The sequence below is a fragment of the Pseudomonas sp. DR208 genome (assembly GCF_019823005.1).
Lineage (GTDB): Bacteria > Pseudomonadota > Gammaproteobacteria > Pseudomonadales > Pseudomonadaceae > Aquipseudomonas > Aquipseudomonas extremorientalis.
This window is the reverse complement of record NZ_CP081944.1, coordinates 2,360,517-2,377,914: the sequence shown is the minus strand read 5'-3', so window position 1 is coordinate 2,377,914 and position 17,398 is coordinate 2,360,517. Positions and strand designations below refer to the sequence as shown.

General features: G+C 57.6%; 10 protein-coding genes, 2 tRNA genes and 3 rRNA genes. 2 read left to right on the top strand and 13 right to left on the bottom strand.

Translation table 11 applies throughout. From position 1 onward, the window contains the following. Positions 1-43: 43 nt before the first annotated feature. From K5K89_RS10790 to K5K89_RS10765, 6 genes are all read right to left on the bottom strand, one after another. On the bottom strand, positions 44-1,030 hold the full coding sequence (locus K5K89_RS10790; RefSeq protein ID WP_261401096.1) for a FecR domain-containing protein: 987 nt from the start codon (positions 1,028-1,030) through the stop codon (positions 44-46). Beyond that, positions 1,000-1,515, bottom strand: coding sequence for a sigma-70 family RNA polymerase sigma factor (locus tag K5K89_RS10785; protein WP_028619517.1), 516 nt, complete (start codon positions 1,513-1,515; stop codon positions 1,000-1,002). The genes K5K89_RS10790 and K5K89_RS10785 overlap by 31 nt, the downstream gene beginning before the upstream one ends. Before the next feature lie 112 nt (positions 1,516-1,627). After that, positions 1,628-2,215 carry a DUF4174 domain-containing protein gene (locus K5K89_RS10780; protein WP_028619516.1) on the bottom strand — a complete coding sequence of 196 codons (588 nt, stop codon included), beginning with the start codon at positions 2,213-2,215 and terminating at the stop codon, positions 1,628-1,630. A 164-nt stretch (positions 2,216-2,379) separates the two neighbouring features. Next, the gene (locus K5K89_RS10775; protein ID WP_222541375.1) at positions 2,380-3,012 is read right to left on the bottom strand and encodes a glutathione S-transferase N-terminal domain-containing protein; all 633 of its coding nucleotides are present in this window, start codon (positions 3,010-3,012) and stop codon (positions 2,380-2,382) included. 12 nt (positions 3,013-3,024) lie between these two features. Continuing rightward, positions 3,025-3,603 carry a GNAT family N-acetyltransferase gene (locus tag K5K89_RS10770; RefSeq protein WP_222541374.1) on the bottom strand — a complete coding sequence of 193 codons (579 nt, stop codon included), beginning with the start codon at positions 3,601-3,603 and terminating at the stop codon, positions 3,025-3,027. A 69-nt stretch (positions 3,604-3,672) separates the two neighbouring features. After that, a complete protein-coding gene (locus tag K5K89_RS10765; protein ID WP_222541373.1) occupies positions 3,673-6,030 on the bottom strand; it encodes a DNA polymerase II in 2,358 nt (785 codons plus the stop codon). Positions 6,031-6,228: 198 nt separating this feature from the next. Between K5K89_RS10765 and K5K89_RS10760 the strand changes: the two genes are divergently transcribed. Then, positions 6,229-8,439, top strand: a complete 2,211-nt coding sequence (locus K5K89_RS10760) for a TonB-dependent receptor (RefSeq protein WP_222541372.1) — start codon at positions 6,229-6,231, stop codon at positions 8,437-8,439. Between the two features lie 34 nt (positions 8,440-8,473). Here the strand turns inward: K5K89_RS10760 and K5K89_RS10755 are convergent, their stop codons facing one another. Then, positions 8,474-8,941: an SRPBCC family protein gene (locus K5K89_RS10755; protein WP_222541371.1), complete on the bottom strand. Its 468-nt coding sequence runs from the start codon at positions 8,939-8,941 to the stop codon at positions 8,474-8,476. Between the two features lie 99 nt (positions 8,942-9,040). Between K5K89_RS10755 and K5K89_RS10750 the strand changes: the two genes are divergently transcribed. Next, on the top strand, positions 9,041-9,442 hold the full coding sequence (locus K5K89_RS10750; RefSeq protein ID WP_071489739.1) for a GFA family protein: 402 nt from the start codon (positions 9,041-9,043) through the stop codon (positions 9,440-9,442). 1 nt (position 9,443) lies between these two features. On the opposite strand, the gene mrdA is transcribed toward K5K89_RS10750, so the two are convergent. The 6 genes from mrdA to K5K89_RS10720 form a co-directional block, all read right to left on the bottom strand. After that, entirely contained in the window at positions 9,444-11,336 is a 1,893-nt protein-coding gene (gene mrdA / locus K5K89_RS10745; protein WP_071489740.1) for a penicillin-binding protein 2, read from the bottom strand. A 216-nt stretch (positions 11,337-11,552) separates the two neighbouring features. Beyond that, a 5S ribosomal RNA gene (gene rrf / locus K5K89_RS10740) occupies positions 11,553-11,668 on the bottom strand. A 155-nt stretch (positions 11,669-11,823) separates the two neighbouring features. Next, positions 11,824-14,715 (bottom strand): 23S ribosomal RNA (locus tag K5K89_RS10735). Positions 14,716-14,962: 247 nt separating this feature from the next. Next, positions 14,963-15,038 (bottom strand) — tRNA-Ala (locus tag K5K89_RS10730). 30 nt (positions 15,039-15,068) lie between these two features. Beyond that, positions 15,069-15,145: transfer RNA gene (locus K5K89_RS10725), tRNA-Ile, on the bottom strand. Positions 15,146-15,228: 83 nt separating this feature from the next. Continuing rightward, a 16S ribosomal RNA gene (locus tag K5K89_RS10720) occupies positions 15,229-16,765 on the bottom strand. Together the 16S, 23S and 5S rRNA genes with 2 tRNA genes alongside form the textbook arrangement of a ribosomal RNA operon. Positions 16,766-17,398 lie beyond the last annotated feature (633 nt).

Here is a 17,398-nt window from a genome sequence, read left to right as displayed (position 1 = left end):
TCTCGTGAGATTCGCAAACGGACCACCCAAGCGCGAAATAAATTCACACAAGCTTCTGGCGCGGCTTGAGGGCGACCCAGAAACGGGTGAAATGCTGCACGTCCAGCTTCAGGGTTTGCGCCAGCGCCGCGATAATCCGGTCGGTGTCGGACAGCGGATAGGTGCCGGATACGCGCAAGCCGCGCACCGCGGGATCACACGCCAGGCGCCCGCGACGGTAGCGGCTCAGCTCTTCGAGGAAGTCCTCCAGGCGCATGCCCTGAGCGACGATCATTCCACGGCTCCACGCCAGTTCACCGTCCCGTTGCGGGCGCCGGGCGAGCAAGGTGTGGGCATCAAAACTGATGAGTTCGCCCGCCTGCAGCAGCAGGCTGCGCGACGGGATCTGTGCCGACAGCGCGCCCTGGTCTGCGCCCAATTGGGTAAAGCCATCGCGCTGGCGCACACTGAAGCGACCACTGACCGCACGGGTCAGGCCTTCGGCGGTTTTCACCCACAGCGGGCGGATATCCGTGGGGTTGGGGTCCACCAGGATTTCACCACGCAGCACATGGATCTGGCGTACATCCGCGGTGTATTTGACGTCGATGGCGGTGTCGGTATTGAGCTGCACTTGGGTGTTGTCCGCCAAACCGATGAGCCACTGCTCGCCGACGGTGGTGCTGAAGTCGCTGGTCCAGTGTTGCAGCAGCGCCGCGTCTTTGATGCTCCAAGCGGCGGTGCCTGACGCCAGCAACACGGCGAGGTGCTTGACGACCTGGCGACGTGACAACGCCGGCAACAGCGTCGCGCGGGCCAAGGCTTGATGGGTCGGTGTGCGCACATCCTGCAAACGCTGGAAAAATCGCTGGGAATGTTGCCAGGCCTGTTCATGGGCCGGGTCCTGCTCACGCCAGCGCTGCCATTCGGCGCGGGTCTGCTCGCTGACGTTCGGCACCTGCAGCTCCAGTTGCCAGTGCATCGCTTGCTCGGCGACCTCGATCGATAACGGCACCGGATTCATGACCGCTGGCTGTCCAGCAAGATGCATTGTGCACCCGCCTTGACGATGTAGCGTTTGACCGTGGTGATGCTGGTACCGAGGCGCTCGGCGATCTCGCCGTGGCTCAGGCCATCGAGCTGCGACCACAGGAACGCCTGGCGCACGGGCAAGGCCAGGCGGCTGAGCACTTCATCGAGGGCCATCAGGGTTTCGAGGAGGATCCACTGGGTTTCGGCGTTGGGCGCGGCGTCTTCCGGCAACAGGGCCAAGGCCTGCAAGTAGGCTTTTTCGAGTTTCTGCCGACGGAAGTGGTTGGACAGCACGCTTTGCGCCACTTTCGCCAGGAAGCTGCGCGGCGCGTGGATTTCAAGGGGCTGGTTCTTCGCCAGCAGCCGCAGGAAGGTGTCCTGGGCCAGGTCGGCGGCGCTCTGCGGGCAGTTCAAGCGACGCCACAGCCATTGCTGCAACCAACGGTGTTGCTGGCGGTACAAGGTGGCCAGTTCAGTGGGGCTTACCGCAGGAGTCGAAGACATGGAGGCCGCGCGCGAAGAATAAGGCGTAAATGATAACGGTTATCATATTCTTCGCAGAGCTGTTACTGCAAGTTTCTGCTACGGGAGCCGGCTGCCCGGCTCCCGTACAGGGTCAGTCATCCAATGGCTGCGCTGCATGCTTGGCGGGCTTGCCAGGTTTGGCGCCAGCCTTGGCACCCTGCTTCTCCGCTGGTGCGGCAGCGGGTTCAGGCTCGGCCGGTGCAGCGGCTTCTTTCTCGGCCATCGGCATCTGGTCGATGGCGCTGAAGAATGCCTTCAGGTCGAGGGTATCCGGCGGTACGGTCTTCTCGAGTTTTTTCTCGCCGTCCTTGCCCACCAGGATCACTTTGGTGCCGCTGCCGGCGCCCAGCTTGAGGGCACGGATCAGCGCGTTGGTTTCCGGCGGGGTGAGTTTCCTGCTGTCCTTGGGGTCCTTGGCGAATTTCTCGCCTTCAGCACCGATGCTGCCGAACTTCACGGTGTAGAACACCATGCTGCGTTCTTCAAAGGACTGTTTGGTCGCAGGCTCGTCCAGCTGATTTTTGACCTTGGCCAAGGTGTCGTTGCCGGCATCAAGCTCCACCACCACCAGCGGCCGGGCCTTGCCCAAGTCCTGCTTGAGCGGGTTGATATCATCAGCAGCCAACAGCGGCCCCGTAAAAGCCATCAAGGTAGCCAGGGTCAGCGACCGGATGAGCATGCGCACCTCCTTTGAATTCCATGCAGGGTTCTTGAGTTTCATGTCTGCGACAGCCAAATTCAAGGATGATTCCTACACCACTTTAAGAAAGCGTAGGACAGGACGCCCGCCACGCAAGGGTTTGATGGCTGCGACTGTCATTGTTTCCACTGATTGCGGAAACATCATGAGACCTTCCACTGCGGCCAATGCCGAGCAAATACGGGCGCGACGATGGGGTCGGCGTCCACTTGTGCCAGGCTCTGGGCAAAGCTTGGCGCCAGGCCGCTCAACGCGTCGCGTGCCTCATCCCAGCGCGACACCGCCGCCGCCATCAGGCCCAGTGCATTCGGGGTGTTGTCCGGGGCAAACAACTGGTCGGCAAACTGATCGGCGAACACCACCCAGGCCTGGTGAAGGTAGCGTCGTGTGCCGGTGACAAGCTGGGCCTGCACGGTTTCGTTGACGTTACCGAGCCAGCGTTGCGGGTAGTCGATGATGCCGATCGCCGAGTAGCAATTGGCGGCGATATACACCAGGCCGCGAATGATCTGCGCGCGGTTGCCGGCCAACAGGTGGGAGGCGGGAAATTCCAGGCCCAGGTGGATCAGGATCGCTGCGCTTTCCGTCAGCACCTGGCCGTCAGGCGTCACAAGGGTCGGCACCTGTTTGAGCGGGTTGATACGAGCCAGTTCGTCACTGCCCTCGCCCTCTGCCCAGGAAGCCGCGTCGACCCTGCGCCACGGCACCGCACAGCGCTGCAGGGCAATTTCGATCATGCAGGAGCCGGATTCGTCGATGCCGTAGAGCGTATACATGGACCTGTCCTCCTAGCGTTGCAGTCTGGCCTGCAGGTTGGCTTTTACCTGCGGCCACTCCGAGTCGATGATGCTGAAACGCACCGAGTTGCGCTTGCGCCCGTCGGGCATGATGCGTTCGTGACGCACGATGCCTTCCTGCACGGCGCCGAGGCGCAGGATCGCGGCGCGGGACTTTTCGTTGAGTTCATCGGTGGTGAATTGAACACGCACACAGCCGAGTACTTCGAACGCGTAGGTCAGCAGCAACAGTTTGGCTTCAGTGTTGATGGCGCTTTTCTGGGTGGACAGCGCCAGCCAGGTGTGACCGATTTCCAGTTTGCGGTTGACCCGGTCGACCTTCCAGAACCGCGTGCTGCCGACCACCTGGCCGGTGTCGCGGCGCACCAGGGTGAACGGGATCACGCTACCGGCATCGCGCCCGGCCAGGGCGGTGTCGATGTACTGGTCGACAGTGTCCGGGCCCGGCACGTTGGTGACCTTGAGGTTCCACAATTCGCCATCGGCAGCGGCCTCGAGCAAGGCGGCCTTGTGTGCCCGTTGCAGGGGCAGGAGTTCGACCGTGGTGCCGGTCAAGGTAAGTTCGGTCATGGGGCTGCGCCGTCAGGGTGATCGTCAGTGACCAAGAGTGCAGGCTCGCGCACGGACGAATCAAGCGTTTTAAAACAGACCCATTTGCCCGCCGACCAAGGTACTGAAATCGTCATTCACGAATGGCAGGATCGCATCGGCCACCGGCTGCAATTGCCGGGTGACGTAGTGATCGTAATCGATGGGCGCTTGCCGCACCTCCATCGGCTCGGGGCCGTTGACGCTGATCACGTAGCTGATCCAGCCGCCGCGCTGGTATTGGCGCGGGCGGTTCAGGCGGTCGTTGTACTCATCGGCCAGGCGCGCGGCGCGCACATGGGGCGGCACGTTGCGTTCGTAGTCGTCCAACCGGCGGCGTAGGCGTTTGCGGTAGATCAGCAACTCATCGAGCTCGCCGCTCAGGGTGCGGCGCACGTAGTCGCGGATGTAGTCCTGGTGCGGCTGGCGATGGAAGATGCGCTGGTAGAGTTCCTGCTGGAAGCGGCGGGCCAGGGGCGACCAGTCGCTGCGCACGGTTTCCAGGCCCTTGTAGACCATGTCCTCGCTGCCATCGCTGTGCACCACCAGGCCAGCGTAGCGCTTTTTGCTGCCCTCCTCCGCGCCACGGATGGTCGGCATGAGGAAGCGCGTGAAGTGGGTTTCGTATTGCAGTTCCAGGGCGCTTTGCAGGCCGAACTCGGTGTGCAGGTGCTCACGCCACCAGTCGTTGACGTGCTGGACCAACGCCTGGCCGATGCGGCCGGCCTCGACTTGGCTGTGGGCTTTGCCGAGCCAGACGAAGGTGGAGTCGGTGTCGCCGTAGATCACCTCGTAGCCTTGGGCTTCGACCAGGTGGCGGGTCTGGCGCATGATCTGGTGCCCGCGCATGGTGATCGACGAGGCCAGCCGTGTATCGAAGAACCGGCAACCGCTGGAGCCAAGCACGCCATAGAAGGCGTTCATGATGATTTTCAGGGCCTGGGACAACGGCGCGTTGTGTTCGCGCTTGGCCACTTCGCGGCCTTCGGAAACTCGCGCAACGATGGACGGCAAGCAATGTCGGGTGCGGGAAAACCGCGCGCCGCGAAAGCCTTCCACCGATTCACTGTCGTCGGGGTGCTTGAGGCCTTCGACCAGGCCGACCGGATCGATCAGGAAACTGCGGATGATCGACGGGTAGAGGCTTTTGTAATCGAGCACCAACACCGATTCGTAGAGGCCGGGCCGTGAGTCCATGACGAAGCCGCCCGGACTGGCCTGGGGTGGTTTGTCGCCCAGGTTAGGCGCGACGAAGCCCTGGCGATGCATCAACGGCATGTACAAATGGGTGAACGCGGCGACGGAGCCGCCGTTGCGGTCGGCCGGCAACCCGGTGACGCTGGCGCGTTCCAGCAGGAACTTGAGCAGTTCGGTCTTGGCGAAAATCCGCGTGACCAGCTCGCAGTCCTTGAGGTTGTAGCGAGCCAGGGCGGGCTTGTCCTCGGCGAACATGCGGTTGATTTCGTCCATGCGCTGGTACGGCGTGGAGATATCCTTGCCTTCGCCGAGCAGGGTTTGCGCGACGTTTTCCAGGCTGAAGGATTCGAAACTCCATGTCGCTGAGCGCAAGGCCTCGATGCCGTCGATGATCAACCGCCCCGCTGCCGCCGCGAAGTAATGGTTGCGGCTGCCGTGTTCGCGCCAGGCCATCGGCTCGTCGCCCCGCCCGAGCATCAGCGGCACATTGAGGCGCTGGGCGTGTTCGTGGAGCACGCGCAGGTCGAATTGCACCAGATTCCAGCCGATGATCGCGTCGGGGTCGTGCTCGGCGAGCCATTGATTGAGGCGCTCGAGCAGTTGGGCGCGGGTGTCGCAGTAGTCGAGCTTGAAATCTACCGTGTCAGTTTTGTTCGGCGGGCCGAGCATGTACACCTGGCGTTCGCCGCAGCCTTCGAGAGCGATGGAATACAGATCGCCCTGGGCGGTGGTCTCGATGTCGAGGGACACCAGTTTCAGCGGCGGGCGGTAGTCGGGCGCGGGTTTCATCTGCGCATCGCAGAGTGCGCCGGTAGCGTCGGGGGTGCCGCCGAACCACACGGGCGCGGTGATGAAGCGCTCCATCATGTAGCGCTCGGGTGGGCGCACATCGCCCTCATAGACGTCGACGCCCGCAGCGCGCAGGCGTTTTTCCACGTCCATCGCCTGGCGGTGCTGGCGGGTGTACAGACCCAGGACCGGGCGGTGATGGAAATCGCACAACTGCAACGGGCGCAGTTCGATATCGCGCTCGCCCTTGAGCAGCCAATCCAACGGCTTGCGATGGGCTTCGGGGATGAACATCACCGAGGTCTGCACAGGTAGGCGGATAAACCTCGGACCCTGGTCGGTGGCCAGCCAGAAACTGACCTCCGTGCCCGCCGGGGTATCGCGCCAATGCCGGGTCAGGACAAAACCCTGCTGTAAATCCACCGTACCGCACCTCAGGAATCGCTTTCAGGGCGTGATTCTACTCGGCATCCGAGCGCGCGGACCTTAATCTCACAAAATTGTTGCACGACGTTAATAATAATTACTATCATTTGCACTGGAGTTGTATCCGCGCAGTGAGGAAGCGCAACCATTGTTGCCCTTTCCCTCACCATTGACGGTTCACCGTCAGGATCGACCATGCCCGCCCGTATTCCATTCGCTGTGCCGTATCGCCCCACCCTGCTCGCCCTGTGCTGTTCCCTGAGCCTCTCGGCTCACGCCAGCCAGGAAACCGGCACGCTGGAACTGGGCGCCACCACTGTCAGCGCCGACGCCCCTGCGCCAGGCGCCCTGCCCCCGGTATACGCTGGCGGCCAGGTCGCACGTGGCGCTCAGTTGGGGGTGCTGGGTAACCAAGACATCATGGACGTGCCGTTCAGCATGGCCTCCTATACCGAGAAATTGATCCGCGACCGGCAGGCCGAAACGATCGGCGATGTACTGCTCAATGATTCATCGGTGCGCCAGGCGTCTGGCTATGCCAACCAGGCACAGACGTTCATGATCCGAGGCCTGCCGCTCGCCGGTGACGACATGTCCTTCAACGGCCTGTACGGCATCCTGCCGCGTCAGATTATGTCCACCGACGCCCTGGAGCGTGTGGAAGTGTTCAAGGGGCCGAATGCTTTCATCAATGGTGTGACACCGACCGGCTCCGGAATCGGCGGCGGTGTGAACCTGCAACCCAAGCGCGCCGATGACCTGCCACTGCGTCGCTTCAGTACCGATATCAGCAGCGATGGCCGGGTGGGCGAGCATCTGGATATTGGCCAGCGCTTCGGCGAGGACAACCAGTTTGGTGCACGCGTGAACCTGTCCCAGCGCGAAGGCGATACCGGCATCGATGATGAAAATCAGCGCTCGAAGCTGTTCACCCTGGGCCTGGACTACCGCGGTGATGCGTTGCGTCTGTCCAGTGATTTCGTGTATCAGAAGCAGCGCATCAACGGTGGGCGTAATTCGGTATTCCTTGGCACGGCCACCCATGTGCCAGATGCGCCTTCGGCAGACACCAACTACGCGCCGAGCTGGAGCAGCACCAGCCTCGAAGACACCCTGGGGATGCTGCGCGCCGAGTATGACCTGAACGACAACTGGACGGCCTATGCAGCAGGCGGTGCCAAGCACACCCGGGAAATGGGGCGCTACTCGTCGGTCACGCTGACTGACAACAGCGGCAATGCCCTGGCAAGCCGCTCGACCATCGCCCACGAAGAAGATAACCGCAGCTTAATGGGCGGGTTGAACGGCAGTTTCCAGAGCGGCCCTGTGAGCCATCGACTCAACTTTGGCCTGGCCGGTATCTGGACTCAAGCACGCAATGCCTATGTGTTCAACGCCTCGTCAACGGCTACCCGAACCAATATCTACGACCCTGTGACCGGCGCTCCGCCCACCCTGAACAACCCGCGCAATACGCCAGGCACTGATTTCAGCGACCCGACCATTACAGGCAAAACATTCGTGCGCAGCGCAGCGGTGTCCGACACCCTGGGCTTCTTCGATGACCGCCTGTTGGTCACGCTGGGGGCGCGCCGCCAGCAGATGGTGGTACAGGCTTACAACTACATGAGCGGTACGCGCACTTCCAACTATGACGAGTCAATTACCACGCCAGTCTACGGCCTGGTGTTCAAACCGTGGCAACACGTGTCCTTTTACGCCAACCGCATCGAAGGCCTTGCGCAAGGCCCGACGTCGCCGGTCAACTCGGGCAACCGGACGATCATCGGTGGCGGCCAGGCGTTTGCGCCCGCTCGCTCCAGACAAATCGAAGCGGGTGTGAAGGTGGACATGGGCACCTATGGCGCCACGCTGGGTGTATACCGTATCGAACAGCCTGGGGCCGGCTACGTTCAGGTCATCGATGCGACTACAGCGCGCTATGTGCGTGAAGGCCAGCAGATCAACAAAGGCGTGGAACTGAACGTCTTCGGCGAGCCCCTCAGCGGCCTGCGTTTGCTGGGCGGTGTGACGGTGATGAAGACCGAACTCAAGGACACGCAAAACGGCGCCAACGACGGTAACCGAGCAATCGGCGTGCCTTCGTTCCAGCTCAACGCCGATGTGGAGTGGGATGTGCCTGGCCTGCAAGGCGTAACCCTCAATGGCCGCTGGCTGCGCACGGGCGGGCAGTACGCCGACGCCGCCAACAACTTGAGCTTGCCGACGTGGAACCGCTTCGATGTAGGCGCGCGTTACAACTTCAAGGTTGCCAAGCGTGATGTCACCCTCGGCGCCACCATGGAGAACGTCGCCAACACGAAGTACTGGGAATCGGCCCAAGGCGGTTTCCTGAGCCAGGGCGACCCGCGTGTTGCCAAGTTGTCGGCGACTGTGGACTTCTAAAAAGCACTACAACGAAGTGAGCCCGTTGTTGCAGTCATGCCTGGCGGGCTTGGTTCAGGTAGTTTTCGATGTTGCCCATTTGTTCATCCCAGCCCCGGGAGTTCATCTTGAAGGCCTTTTGCCGACGGGCTTCTGGCACCGTGTCAAAGCCGGACTCGACCACCCGCAATAGAATGCCTGGAGCACGGTCTTCAAGGGTGAACTCCACCAGCGTGGGGGTTTCCTGGTCATAATCGACACTCGCCTCGACCGCGAAAGGGTGCCACCAGAAGGAGAACAGCGTTTGCGGCAGGATGCGTTCGATCTTGGCCTTCCAGATCACATGTTCATAACCCGGATAGGTGATAGGTGCCTCGATGGTTTGCCCGGCAACAAAGGCTTTGCCTTCGAGGGCGATACCAAACCATTGGCCGAACTGCTCGGCATCGGTGAGGGCTTCCCACACCTGTTTGCGTGAAGCGTTGAGCAGGACTTTCCGTTCGATTCGATCCAATACGTGCATAAGTCACCTCCTCCATTGACAGTAGGTGACATCGAACAATGCGCAACCTGGGATTGTAAGCAATGATGATGACCCCTTTATTGATCCGGCAATTACGTTATGACTGACCCATTGAATGGAAGTTGCTTCTGCAAGGGCGTGCGGTATCAGGTGAGGCGTCTGGACATGCCGATCAGCCACTGCCATTGCGACAGCTGCCGCAAGGTGCATGCGGCGGCATTTGTCGCGACAGCCGGCGTGATGCGCGAACACTTTCGTTGGACCCAGGGCGTGGAGTTGCTGGCGTCTTTCGAGTCGTCGCCGGGCAAGCTCAGGCATTTCTGCTCGCGTTGCGGCTCGCACCTGATGGCCGAACGAGGGCATCAACCTCACGTGATTGTGCGGGTGGCGACGCTGGACGATGATCCGGGCGTCAAACCCACCGCGCACATCTGGATGGCCCATGATGTGCCCTGGCTCGCCCATGAAGGCGTAGAGCAATGGGACGAGTGGAAAGCCTGATTTAAACCTTTGGGTCTCCAGGTGCTTTGGCCGGCGTTGCGTATTGCGGTTTCAAGTGACCTTCCTGGTCGAGCAACCAGGCGTCCATGATCTGGCGTACGACCGGCCCAGCAACGCGACCGCCGGCTTCACCGTTTTCGATCATCACCGAAATCACAATTTTCGGGTGTTCGGCTGGGGCGAAGCCGACGAACAACGCGTTGTCGCGGTGGCGCTCCAGGGTTTTCTCACGGTTGTAACGCTCGCCCTGCTTGATCGCGACCACCTGTGCGGTACCACTCTTGCCAGCGATGCGGTATTGCGCGCCTTGTGCGGCAGCACGGGCGATACCGCGTGGGTCGTGCATCACCAATTGCATGCCATGGTTGACCTGCTCCCAATCACGTGGATCCTTGAGGACCACATTGGGCATAGGGTTTTCATCCACCGGTGGCACGCCGTTAATGGTCTTGGCCAAGCGGGGTCGGTTCCACACGCCTTTGTTGGCGATCAGCGCGGTGGCTTGGGCCAGTTGCAGCGGTGTGACCTGCATGTAGCCCTGGCCGATACCGAGGATCACGGTCTCGCCCGGGAACCAGGGTTGGCGGCGAGTGGCGCGCTTCCAGGCCTGGGAGGGCATCAAGCCAGCCGACTCTTCAAACATGTCCAGCGACACTTTCTGGCCCAGGCCGAATTCAGCCAGGTAGTCGTGCAGGCGATCGATGCCCAGCTTGTGGGCCAGGTCGTAAAAGTAGGTATCGTTGGAGCGCATGATAGCGGCATCCATGTCGACCCAGCCGTCACCGCTGTGGTTCCAGTTGCGGTATTTGTGGTCGAAATCCGGCAGTTGGTAGTAACCGGGATCGAACACACGGGTCTGTGCAGTAACGACACCGCTGTCGAGACCGGCGATGGCGACTTCCGGCTTGATGGTCGAGCCCGGCGCATAGAGCCCGCGCAGGACGCGGTTGAACAATGGCCGGTCGATGGAGTCATGCAGCGCGGCATATTCCTTGAAGCTGATACCGGTGACGAACAAGTTAGGGTCGAAACTTGGTTTGCTGACCATGGCCAGCACTTCGCCTGTTTGTGGGTCGAGGGCAACCACCGAGCCACGGCGATCGCCCAAGGCTTCTTCTGCCGCCTCCTGAAGGTGGACGTCGAGGCTCAGTACGATGTTTTTGCCGGGGATCGGATCGGTGTGCTTGAGCACACGCAGCACACGGCCCTGGGCGTTGGTCTCGACCTCTTCATAACCTACGTGACCATGCAGCTCGGACTCGTAGAAGCGTTCGATGCCGGTCTTGCCGATGGATTGAGTGCCGCGGTACTCAACCGAATCGAGGGCTTTGGACTCTTTCTCGTTGATCCGTCCCACGTAACCGATGGAATGCGCAAAGTGGGCGCCCAGGGGATAGTGGCGAACGAACTGAGGTTCTACATCAACCCCTGGCAGACGGAACTCGTTCACCGCCAGCAACGCGATCTGCTCTTCGGTCAGCTCGTAAAACAATGTCACAGGGACAAAGGGGTGGCGTGCCTGCTTCAGCGCCTTGTCGAACATCGCGCGATCCTCAGCGGGCAGGTGCAGCAAACTGACGATGGCGTCCAGCTCGCCCTTGAGGTCGGTGGTGCGCTCTCGGGTGATGGTCAGGTTATAGCTAGGGCGGTTGTCGGCCAACACGACGCCATTGCGGTCGTAGATCAGCCCACGCGTCGGCGTGATGGGTAATACGTGGACGCGGTTGTTTTCGGAAATCGTGGAGTGATAGTCGAACTGCACGACCTGCAGGAAGTACATGCGCCCCACCAGGGCGCAGGAAATGCCAATCACCAGCAGCGCACAGGCGAGCAGGCGCTTGTTGACCAGACGGTTTTCTTTTTCGTGATCTTTGATGGGTATCGGTTCAGGCATTTCTACAGCATCTCGTTGAAGAAGGTCGACGCCGCATCCTGCGGGTGAAAGATCAATCCCTGTGAAAATGTGCTGCACCATACCAAAAATGCAGAAACACTTTGCATCGTTTTTCCCAACGGTACGGTATTTATTGAGGATGAGTTGCGCTTGAGTTTTCGACCGCCCAAAACAAAACCCCTGACTGCGTTAGCAATCAGGGGTTCTGGAATTTAATCTTGACGATGACCTACTCTCACATGGGGAAACCCCACACTACCATCGGCGATGCATCGTTTCACTACTGAGTTCGGGATGGGATCAGGTGGTTCCAATGCTCTATGGTCGTCAAGAAATTCGGGTACTGAGTCGCGGCCTGGGCCTCGCTTCAGCAAATTGGGTATGTGACAGCTTTCGGTGTTTTGTGAACGTCGAACTTTCGGTTCATTTCGTCTTCACACACCGCAATCTGATGCTCGTTAGAGTAGTCAAATTGCTTGGGTGTTATATGGTCAAGCCTCACGGGCAATTAGTATTGGTTAGCTCAACGCCTCACAGCGCTTACACACCCAACCTATCAACGTCGTAGTCTTCGACGGCCCTTCAGGGAACTCAAGGTTCCAGTGAGATCTCATCTTGAGGCTAGTTTCCCGCTTAGATGCTTTCAGCGGTTATCTATTCCGAACATAGCTACCCGGCAATGCCACTGGCGTGACAACCGGAACACCAGAGGTTCGTCCACTCCGGTCCTCTCGTACTAGGAGCAGCCCCTCTCAAATCTCAAACGTCCACGGCAGATAGGGACCGAACTGTCTCACGACGTTCTAAACCCAGCTCGCGTACCACTTTAAATGGCGAACAGCCATACCCTTGGGACCGGCTTCAGCCCCAGGATGTGATGAGCCGACATCGAGGTGCCAAACACCGCCGTCGATATGAACTCTTGGGCGGTATCAGCCTGTTATCCCCGGAGTACCTTTTATCCGTTGAGCGATGGCCCTTCCATACAGAACCACCGGATCACTAAGACCTACTTTCGTACCTGCTCGACGTGTCTGTCTCGCAGTCAAGCGCGCTTTTGCCTTTATACTCTACGACCGATTTCCGACCGGTCTGAGCGCACCTTCGTACTCCTCCGTTACTCTTTAGGAGGAGACCGCCCCAGTCAAACTACCCACCATACACTGTCCTCGATCCGGATAACGGACCTGAGTTAGAACCTCAAAGTTGCCAGGGTGGTATTTCAAGGATGGCTCCACGCGAACTGGCGTCCACGCTTCAAAGCCTCCCACCTATCCTACACAAGCAAATTCAAAGTCCAGTGCAAAGCTATAGTAAAGGTTCACGGGGTCTTTCCGTCTAGCCGCGGATACACTGCATCTTCACAGCGATTTCAATTTCACTGAGTCTCGGGTGGAGACAGCGCCGCCATCGTTACGCCATTCGTGCAGGTCGGAACTTACCCGACAAGGAATTTCGCTACCTTAGGACCGTTATAGTTACGGCCGCCGTTTACCGGGGCTTCGATCAAGAGCTTCGCGTTAGCTAACCCCATCAATTAACCTTCCGGCACCGGGCAGGCGTCACACCCTATACGTCCACTTTCGTGTTTGCAGAGTGCTGTGTTTTTAATAAACAGTCGCAGCGGCCTGGTATCTTCGACCGGCATGAGCTTACGGAGCAAGTCCTTCACCCTCACCGGCGCACCTTCTCCCGAAGTTACGGTGCCATTTTGCCTAGTTCCTTCACCCGAGTTCTCTCAAGCGCCTTGGTATTCTCTACCCAACCACCTGTGTCGGTTTGGGGTACGGTTCCTGGTTACCTGAAGCTTAGAAGCTTTTCTTGGAAGCATGGCATCAACCACTTCGTCACCTAAAAGGTAACTCGTCATCAGCTCTCGGCCTTAAGATCCCGGATTTACCTAAGATCTCAGCCTACCACCTTAAACTTGGACAACCAACGCCAAGCTGGCCTAGCCTTCTCCGTCCCTCCATCGCAATAACCAGAAGTACAGGAATATTAACCTGTTTTCCATCGACTACGCTTTTCAGCCTCGCCTTAGGGACCGACTAACCCTGCGTCGATTAACGTTGCGCAGGAAACCTTGGTCTTTCGGCGTGGGTGTTTTTCACACCCATTGTCGTTACTCATGTCAGCATTCGCACTTCTGATACCTCCAGCAAGCTTCTCAACTCACCTTCACAGGCTTACAGAACGCTCCTCTACCGCATCACTTACGTGATACCCGTAGCTTCGGTGTATGGTTTGAGCCCCGTTACATCTTCCGCGCAGGCCGACTCGACTAGTGAGCTATTACGCTTTCTTTAAAGGGTGGCTGCTTCTAAGCCAACCTCCTAGCTGTCTAAGCCTTCCCACATCGTTTCCCACTTAACCATAACTTTGGGACCTTAGCTGACGGTCTGGGTTGTTTCCCTTTTCACGACGGACGTTAGCACCCGCCGTGTGTCTCCCATGCTCGGCACTTGTAGGTATTCGGAGTTTGCATCGGTTTGGTAAGTCGGGATGACCCCCTAGCCGAAACAGTGCTCTACCCCCTACAGTGATACATGAGGCGCTACCTAAATAGCTTTCGAGGAGAACCAGCTATCTCCGAGCTTGATTAGCCTTTCACTCCGATCCACAGGTCATCCGCTAACTTTTCAACGGTAGTCGGTTCGGTCCTCCAGTTAGTGTTACCCAACCTTCAACCTGCCCATGGATAGATCGCCCGGTTTCGGGTCTATTCCCAGCGACTAGACGCCCTATTAAGACTCGCTTTCGCTACGCCTCCCCTATTCGGTTAAGCTCGCCACTGAAAATAAGTCGCTGACCCATTATACAAAAGGTACGCAGTCACCTAACAAAGTAGGCTCCCACTGCTTGTACGCATACGGTTTCAGGATCTATTTCACTCCCCTCTCCGGGGTTCTTTTCGCCTTTCCCTCACGGTACTAGTTCACTATCGGTCAGTCAGTAGTATTTAGCCTTGGAGGATGGTCCCCCCATATTCAGACAAAGTTTCTCGTGCTCCGTCCTACTCGATTTCATGACTAAGAGATTTTCGCGTACAGGGCTATCACCCACTATGGCCGCACTTTCCAGAGCGTTCCGCTAATCTCAAAGCCACTTAAGGGCTAGTCCCCGTTCGCTCGCCACTACTAAGGGAATCTCGGTTGATTTCTTTTCCTCAGGGTACTTAGATGTTTCAGTTCCCCTGGTTCGCCTCTTGCACCTATGTATTCAGTACAAGATAACCATCTTATGATGGCTGGGTTCCCCCATTCAGACATCTCCGGATCAAAGTCTGTTTGCCGACTCCCCGAAGCTTTTCGCAGGCTACCACGTCTTTCATCGCCTCTGACTGCCAAGGCATCCACCGTATGCGCTTCTTCACTTGACCATATAACCCCAAGCAATCTGGTTATACTGTGAAGACGACATTCGCCGAAAATTCGAATTTCTCAATTAAGAGAACTCACAAATTTTACCTTAGCCTGATCCGTTACCAGTGAAAGTAACGTTCAGTCTATCTTTCTATCACATACCCAAATTTTTAAAGAACGATCTAATCAAAGACTAGAAATCAACATTCACCATCACCTGGATGGAATGCTCATTTCTAAGCTTTCATACGTCAGAAGCAGTAGTGGTGGAGCCAAACGGGATCGAACCGTTGACCTCCTGCGTGCAAGGCAGGCGCTCTCCCAGCTGAGCTATGGCCCCGTATTTCTACAGGCGTTTCCCACACAAAATTGGTGGGTCTGGGCAGATTCGAACTGCCGACCTCACCCTTATCAGGGGTGCGCTCTAACCAACTGAGCTACAGACCCAATTTCGGGCTGCTTCTTTATCGTCTTCTTCAATGAATCAAGCAATTCGTGTGGGAACTTATGGAGCAGCTGATGTCGTCGATTAAGGAGGTGATCCAGCCGCAGGTTCCCCTACGGCTACCTTGTTACGACTTCACCCCAGTCATGAATCACACCGTGGTAACCGTCCCCCCGAAGGTTAGACTAGCTACTTCTGGTGCAACCCACTCCCATGGTGTGACGGGCGGTGTGTACAAGGCCCGGGAACGTATTCACCGCGACATTCTGATTCGCGATTACTAGCGATTCCGACTTCACGCAGTCGAGTTGCAGACTGCGATCCGGACTACGATCGGTTTTATGGGATTAGCTCCACCTCGCGGCTTGGCAACCCTCTGTACCGACCATTGTAGCACGTGTGTAGCCCAGGCCGTAAGGGCCATGATGACTTGACGTCATCCCCACCTTCCTCCGGTTTGTCACCGGCAGTCTCCTTAGAGTGCCCACCATTACGTGCTGGTAACTAAGGACAAGGGTTGCGCTCGTTACGGGACTTAACCCAACATCTCACGACACGAGCTGACGACAGCCATGCAGCACCTGTCTCAATGTTCCCGAAGGCACCAATCCATCTCTGGAAAGTTCATTGGATGTCAAGGCCTGGTAAGGTTCTTCGCGTTGCTTCGAATTAAACCACATGCTCCACCGCTTGTGCGGGCCCCCGTCAATTCATTTGAGTTTTAACCTTGCGGCCGTACTCCCCAGGCGGTCAACTTAATGCGTTAGCTGCGCCACTAAAAGCTCAAGGCTTCCAACGGCTAGTTGACATCGTTTACGGCGTGGACTACCAGGGTATCTAATCCTGTTTGCTCCCCACGCTTTCGCACCTCAGTGTCAGTATTAGTCCAGGTGGTCGCCTTCGCCACTGGTGTTCCTTCCTATATCTACGCATTTCACCGCTACACAGGAAATTCCACCACCCTCTACCATACTCTAGTCAGTCAGTTTTGAATGCAGTTCCCAGGTTGAGCCCGGGGATTTCACATCCAACTTAACAAACCACCTACGCGCGCTTTACGCCCAGTAATTCCGATTAACGCTTGCACCCTCTGTATTACCGCGGCTGCTGGCACAGAGTTAGCCGGTGCTTATTCTGTCGGTAACGTCAAAACAATCACGTATTAGGTAACTGCCCTTCCTCCCAACTTAAAGTGCTTTACAATCCGAAGACCTTCTTCACACACGCGGCATGGCTGGATCAGGCTTTCGCCCATTGTCCAATATTCCCCACTGCTGCCTCCCGTAGGAGTCTGGACCGTGTCTCAGTTCCAGTGTGACTGATCATCCTCTCAGACCAGTTACGGATCGTCGCCTTGGTGAGCCATTACCTCACCAACTAGCTAATCCGACCTAGGCTCATCTGATAGCGCAAGGCCCGAAGGTCCCCTGCTTTCTCCCGTAGGACGTATGCGGTATTAGCGTTCGTTTCCGAACGTTATCCCCCACTACCAGGCAGATTCCTAGGCATTACTCACCCGTCCGCCGCTCTCAAGAGAAGCAAGCTTCTCTCTACCGCTCGACTTGCATGTGTTAGGCCTGCCGCCAGCGTTCAATCTGAGCCATGATCAAACTCTTCAGTTCAAACATCTCTGGGTTTTTAAGAAACCCTAAACTTGGCTCAGCAATCGTTGGTTACATCTTTGATTTCTCGCGGAGTAACTTGTGACGCTGATAATCTTGTTGACTATCAGTCTGACTCCACAAGCACCCACACGAATTGCTTGATTCAGTTGTTAAAGAGCGGTTGGTTAAGATCTTTCGTCTCAACCGAGGCGCGCATTCTACAGCAGCCTCATTTGCTGTCAAGTGATTATTTTCAGAAGTTTTCGAAGATTTCTTCAACAACTTCAACCACTTGCGCTTCCGATCTCTCGTTAGCGGGAGGCGAATTCTACAGCGTTACACGCTGCTGTCAACACCTCTTTTTCTCCGCTTTCGACCGAGAGGATCGAAACGCCAATAGAGCCACACAACACTGCCCTATCAACTCCTTCTGGGCTTCGATGAACTGAAGCAAGTCACTGTCGAATTCCGCGTAACTCTTTGTTTACCAAGGAATTTTCCGTTTCGACTGCGCCGGAAGTGGGGCGAATTATAGACTTCCAGAATCTGCCGTCAACCCTTAATTTGGTTTTTCTATCAAAGAGTCTGAAACACTCAAAGCCCGTCCTGTATAACGCATCAAAAAGGATAATTGAGCAATATATTGCTCAC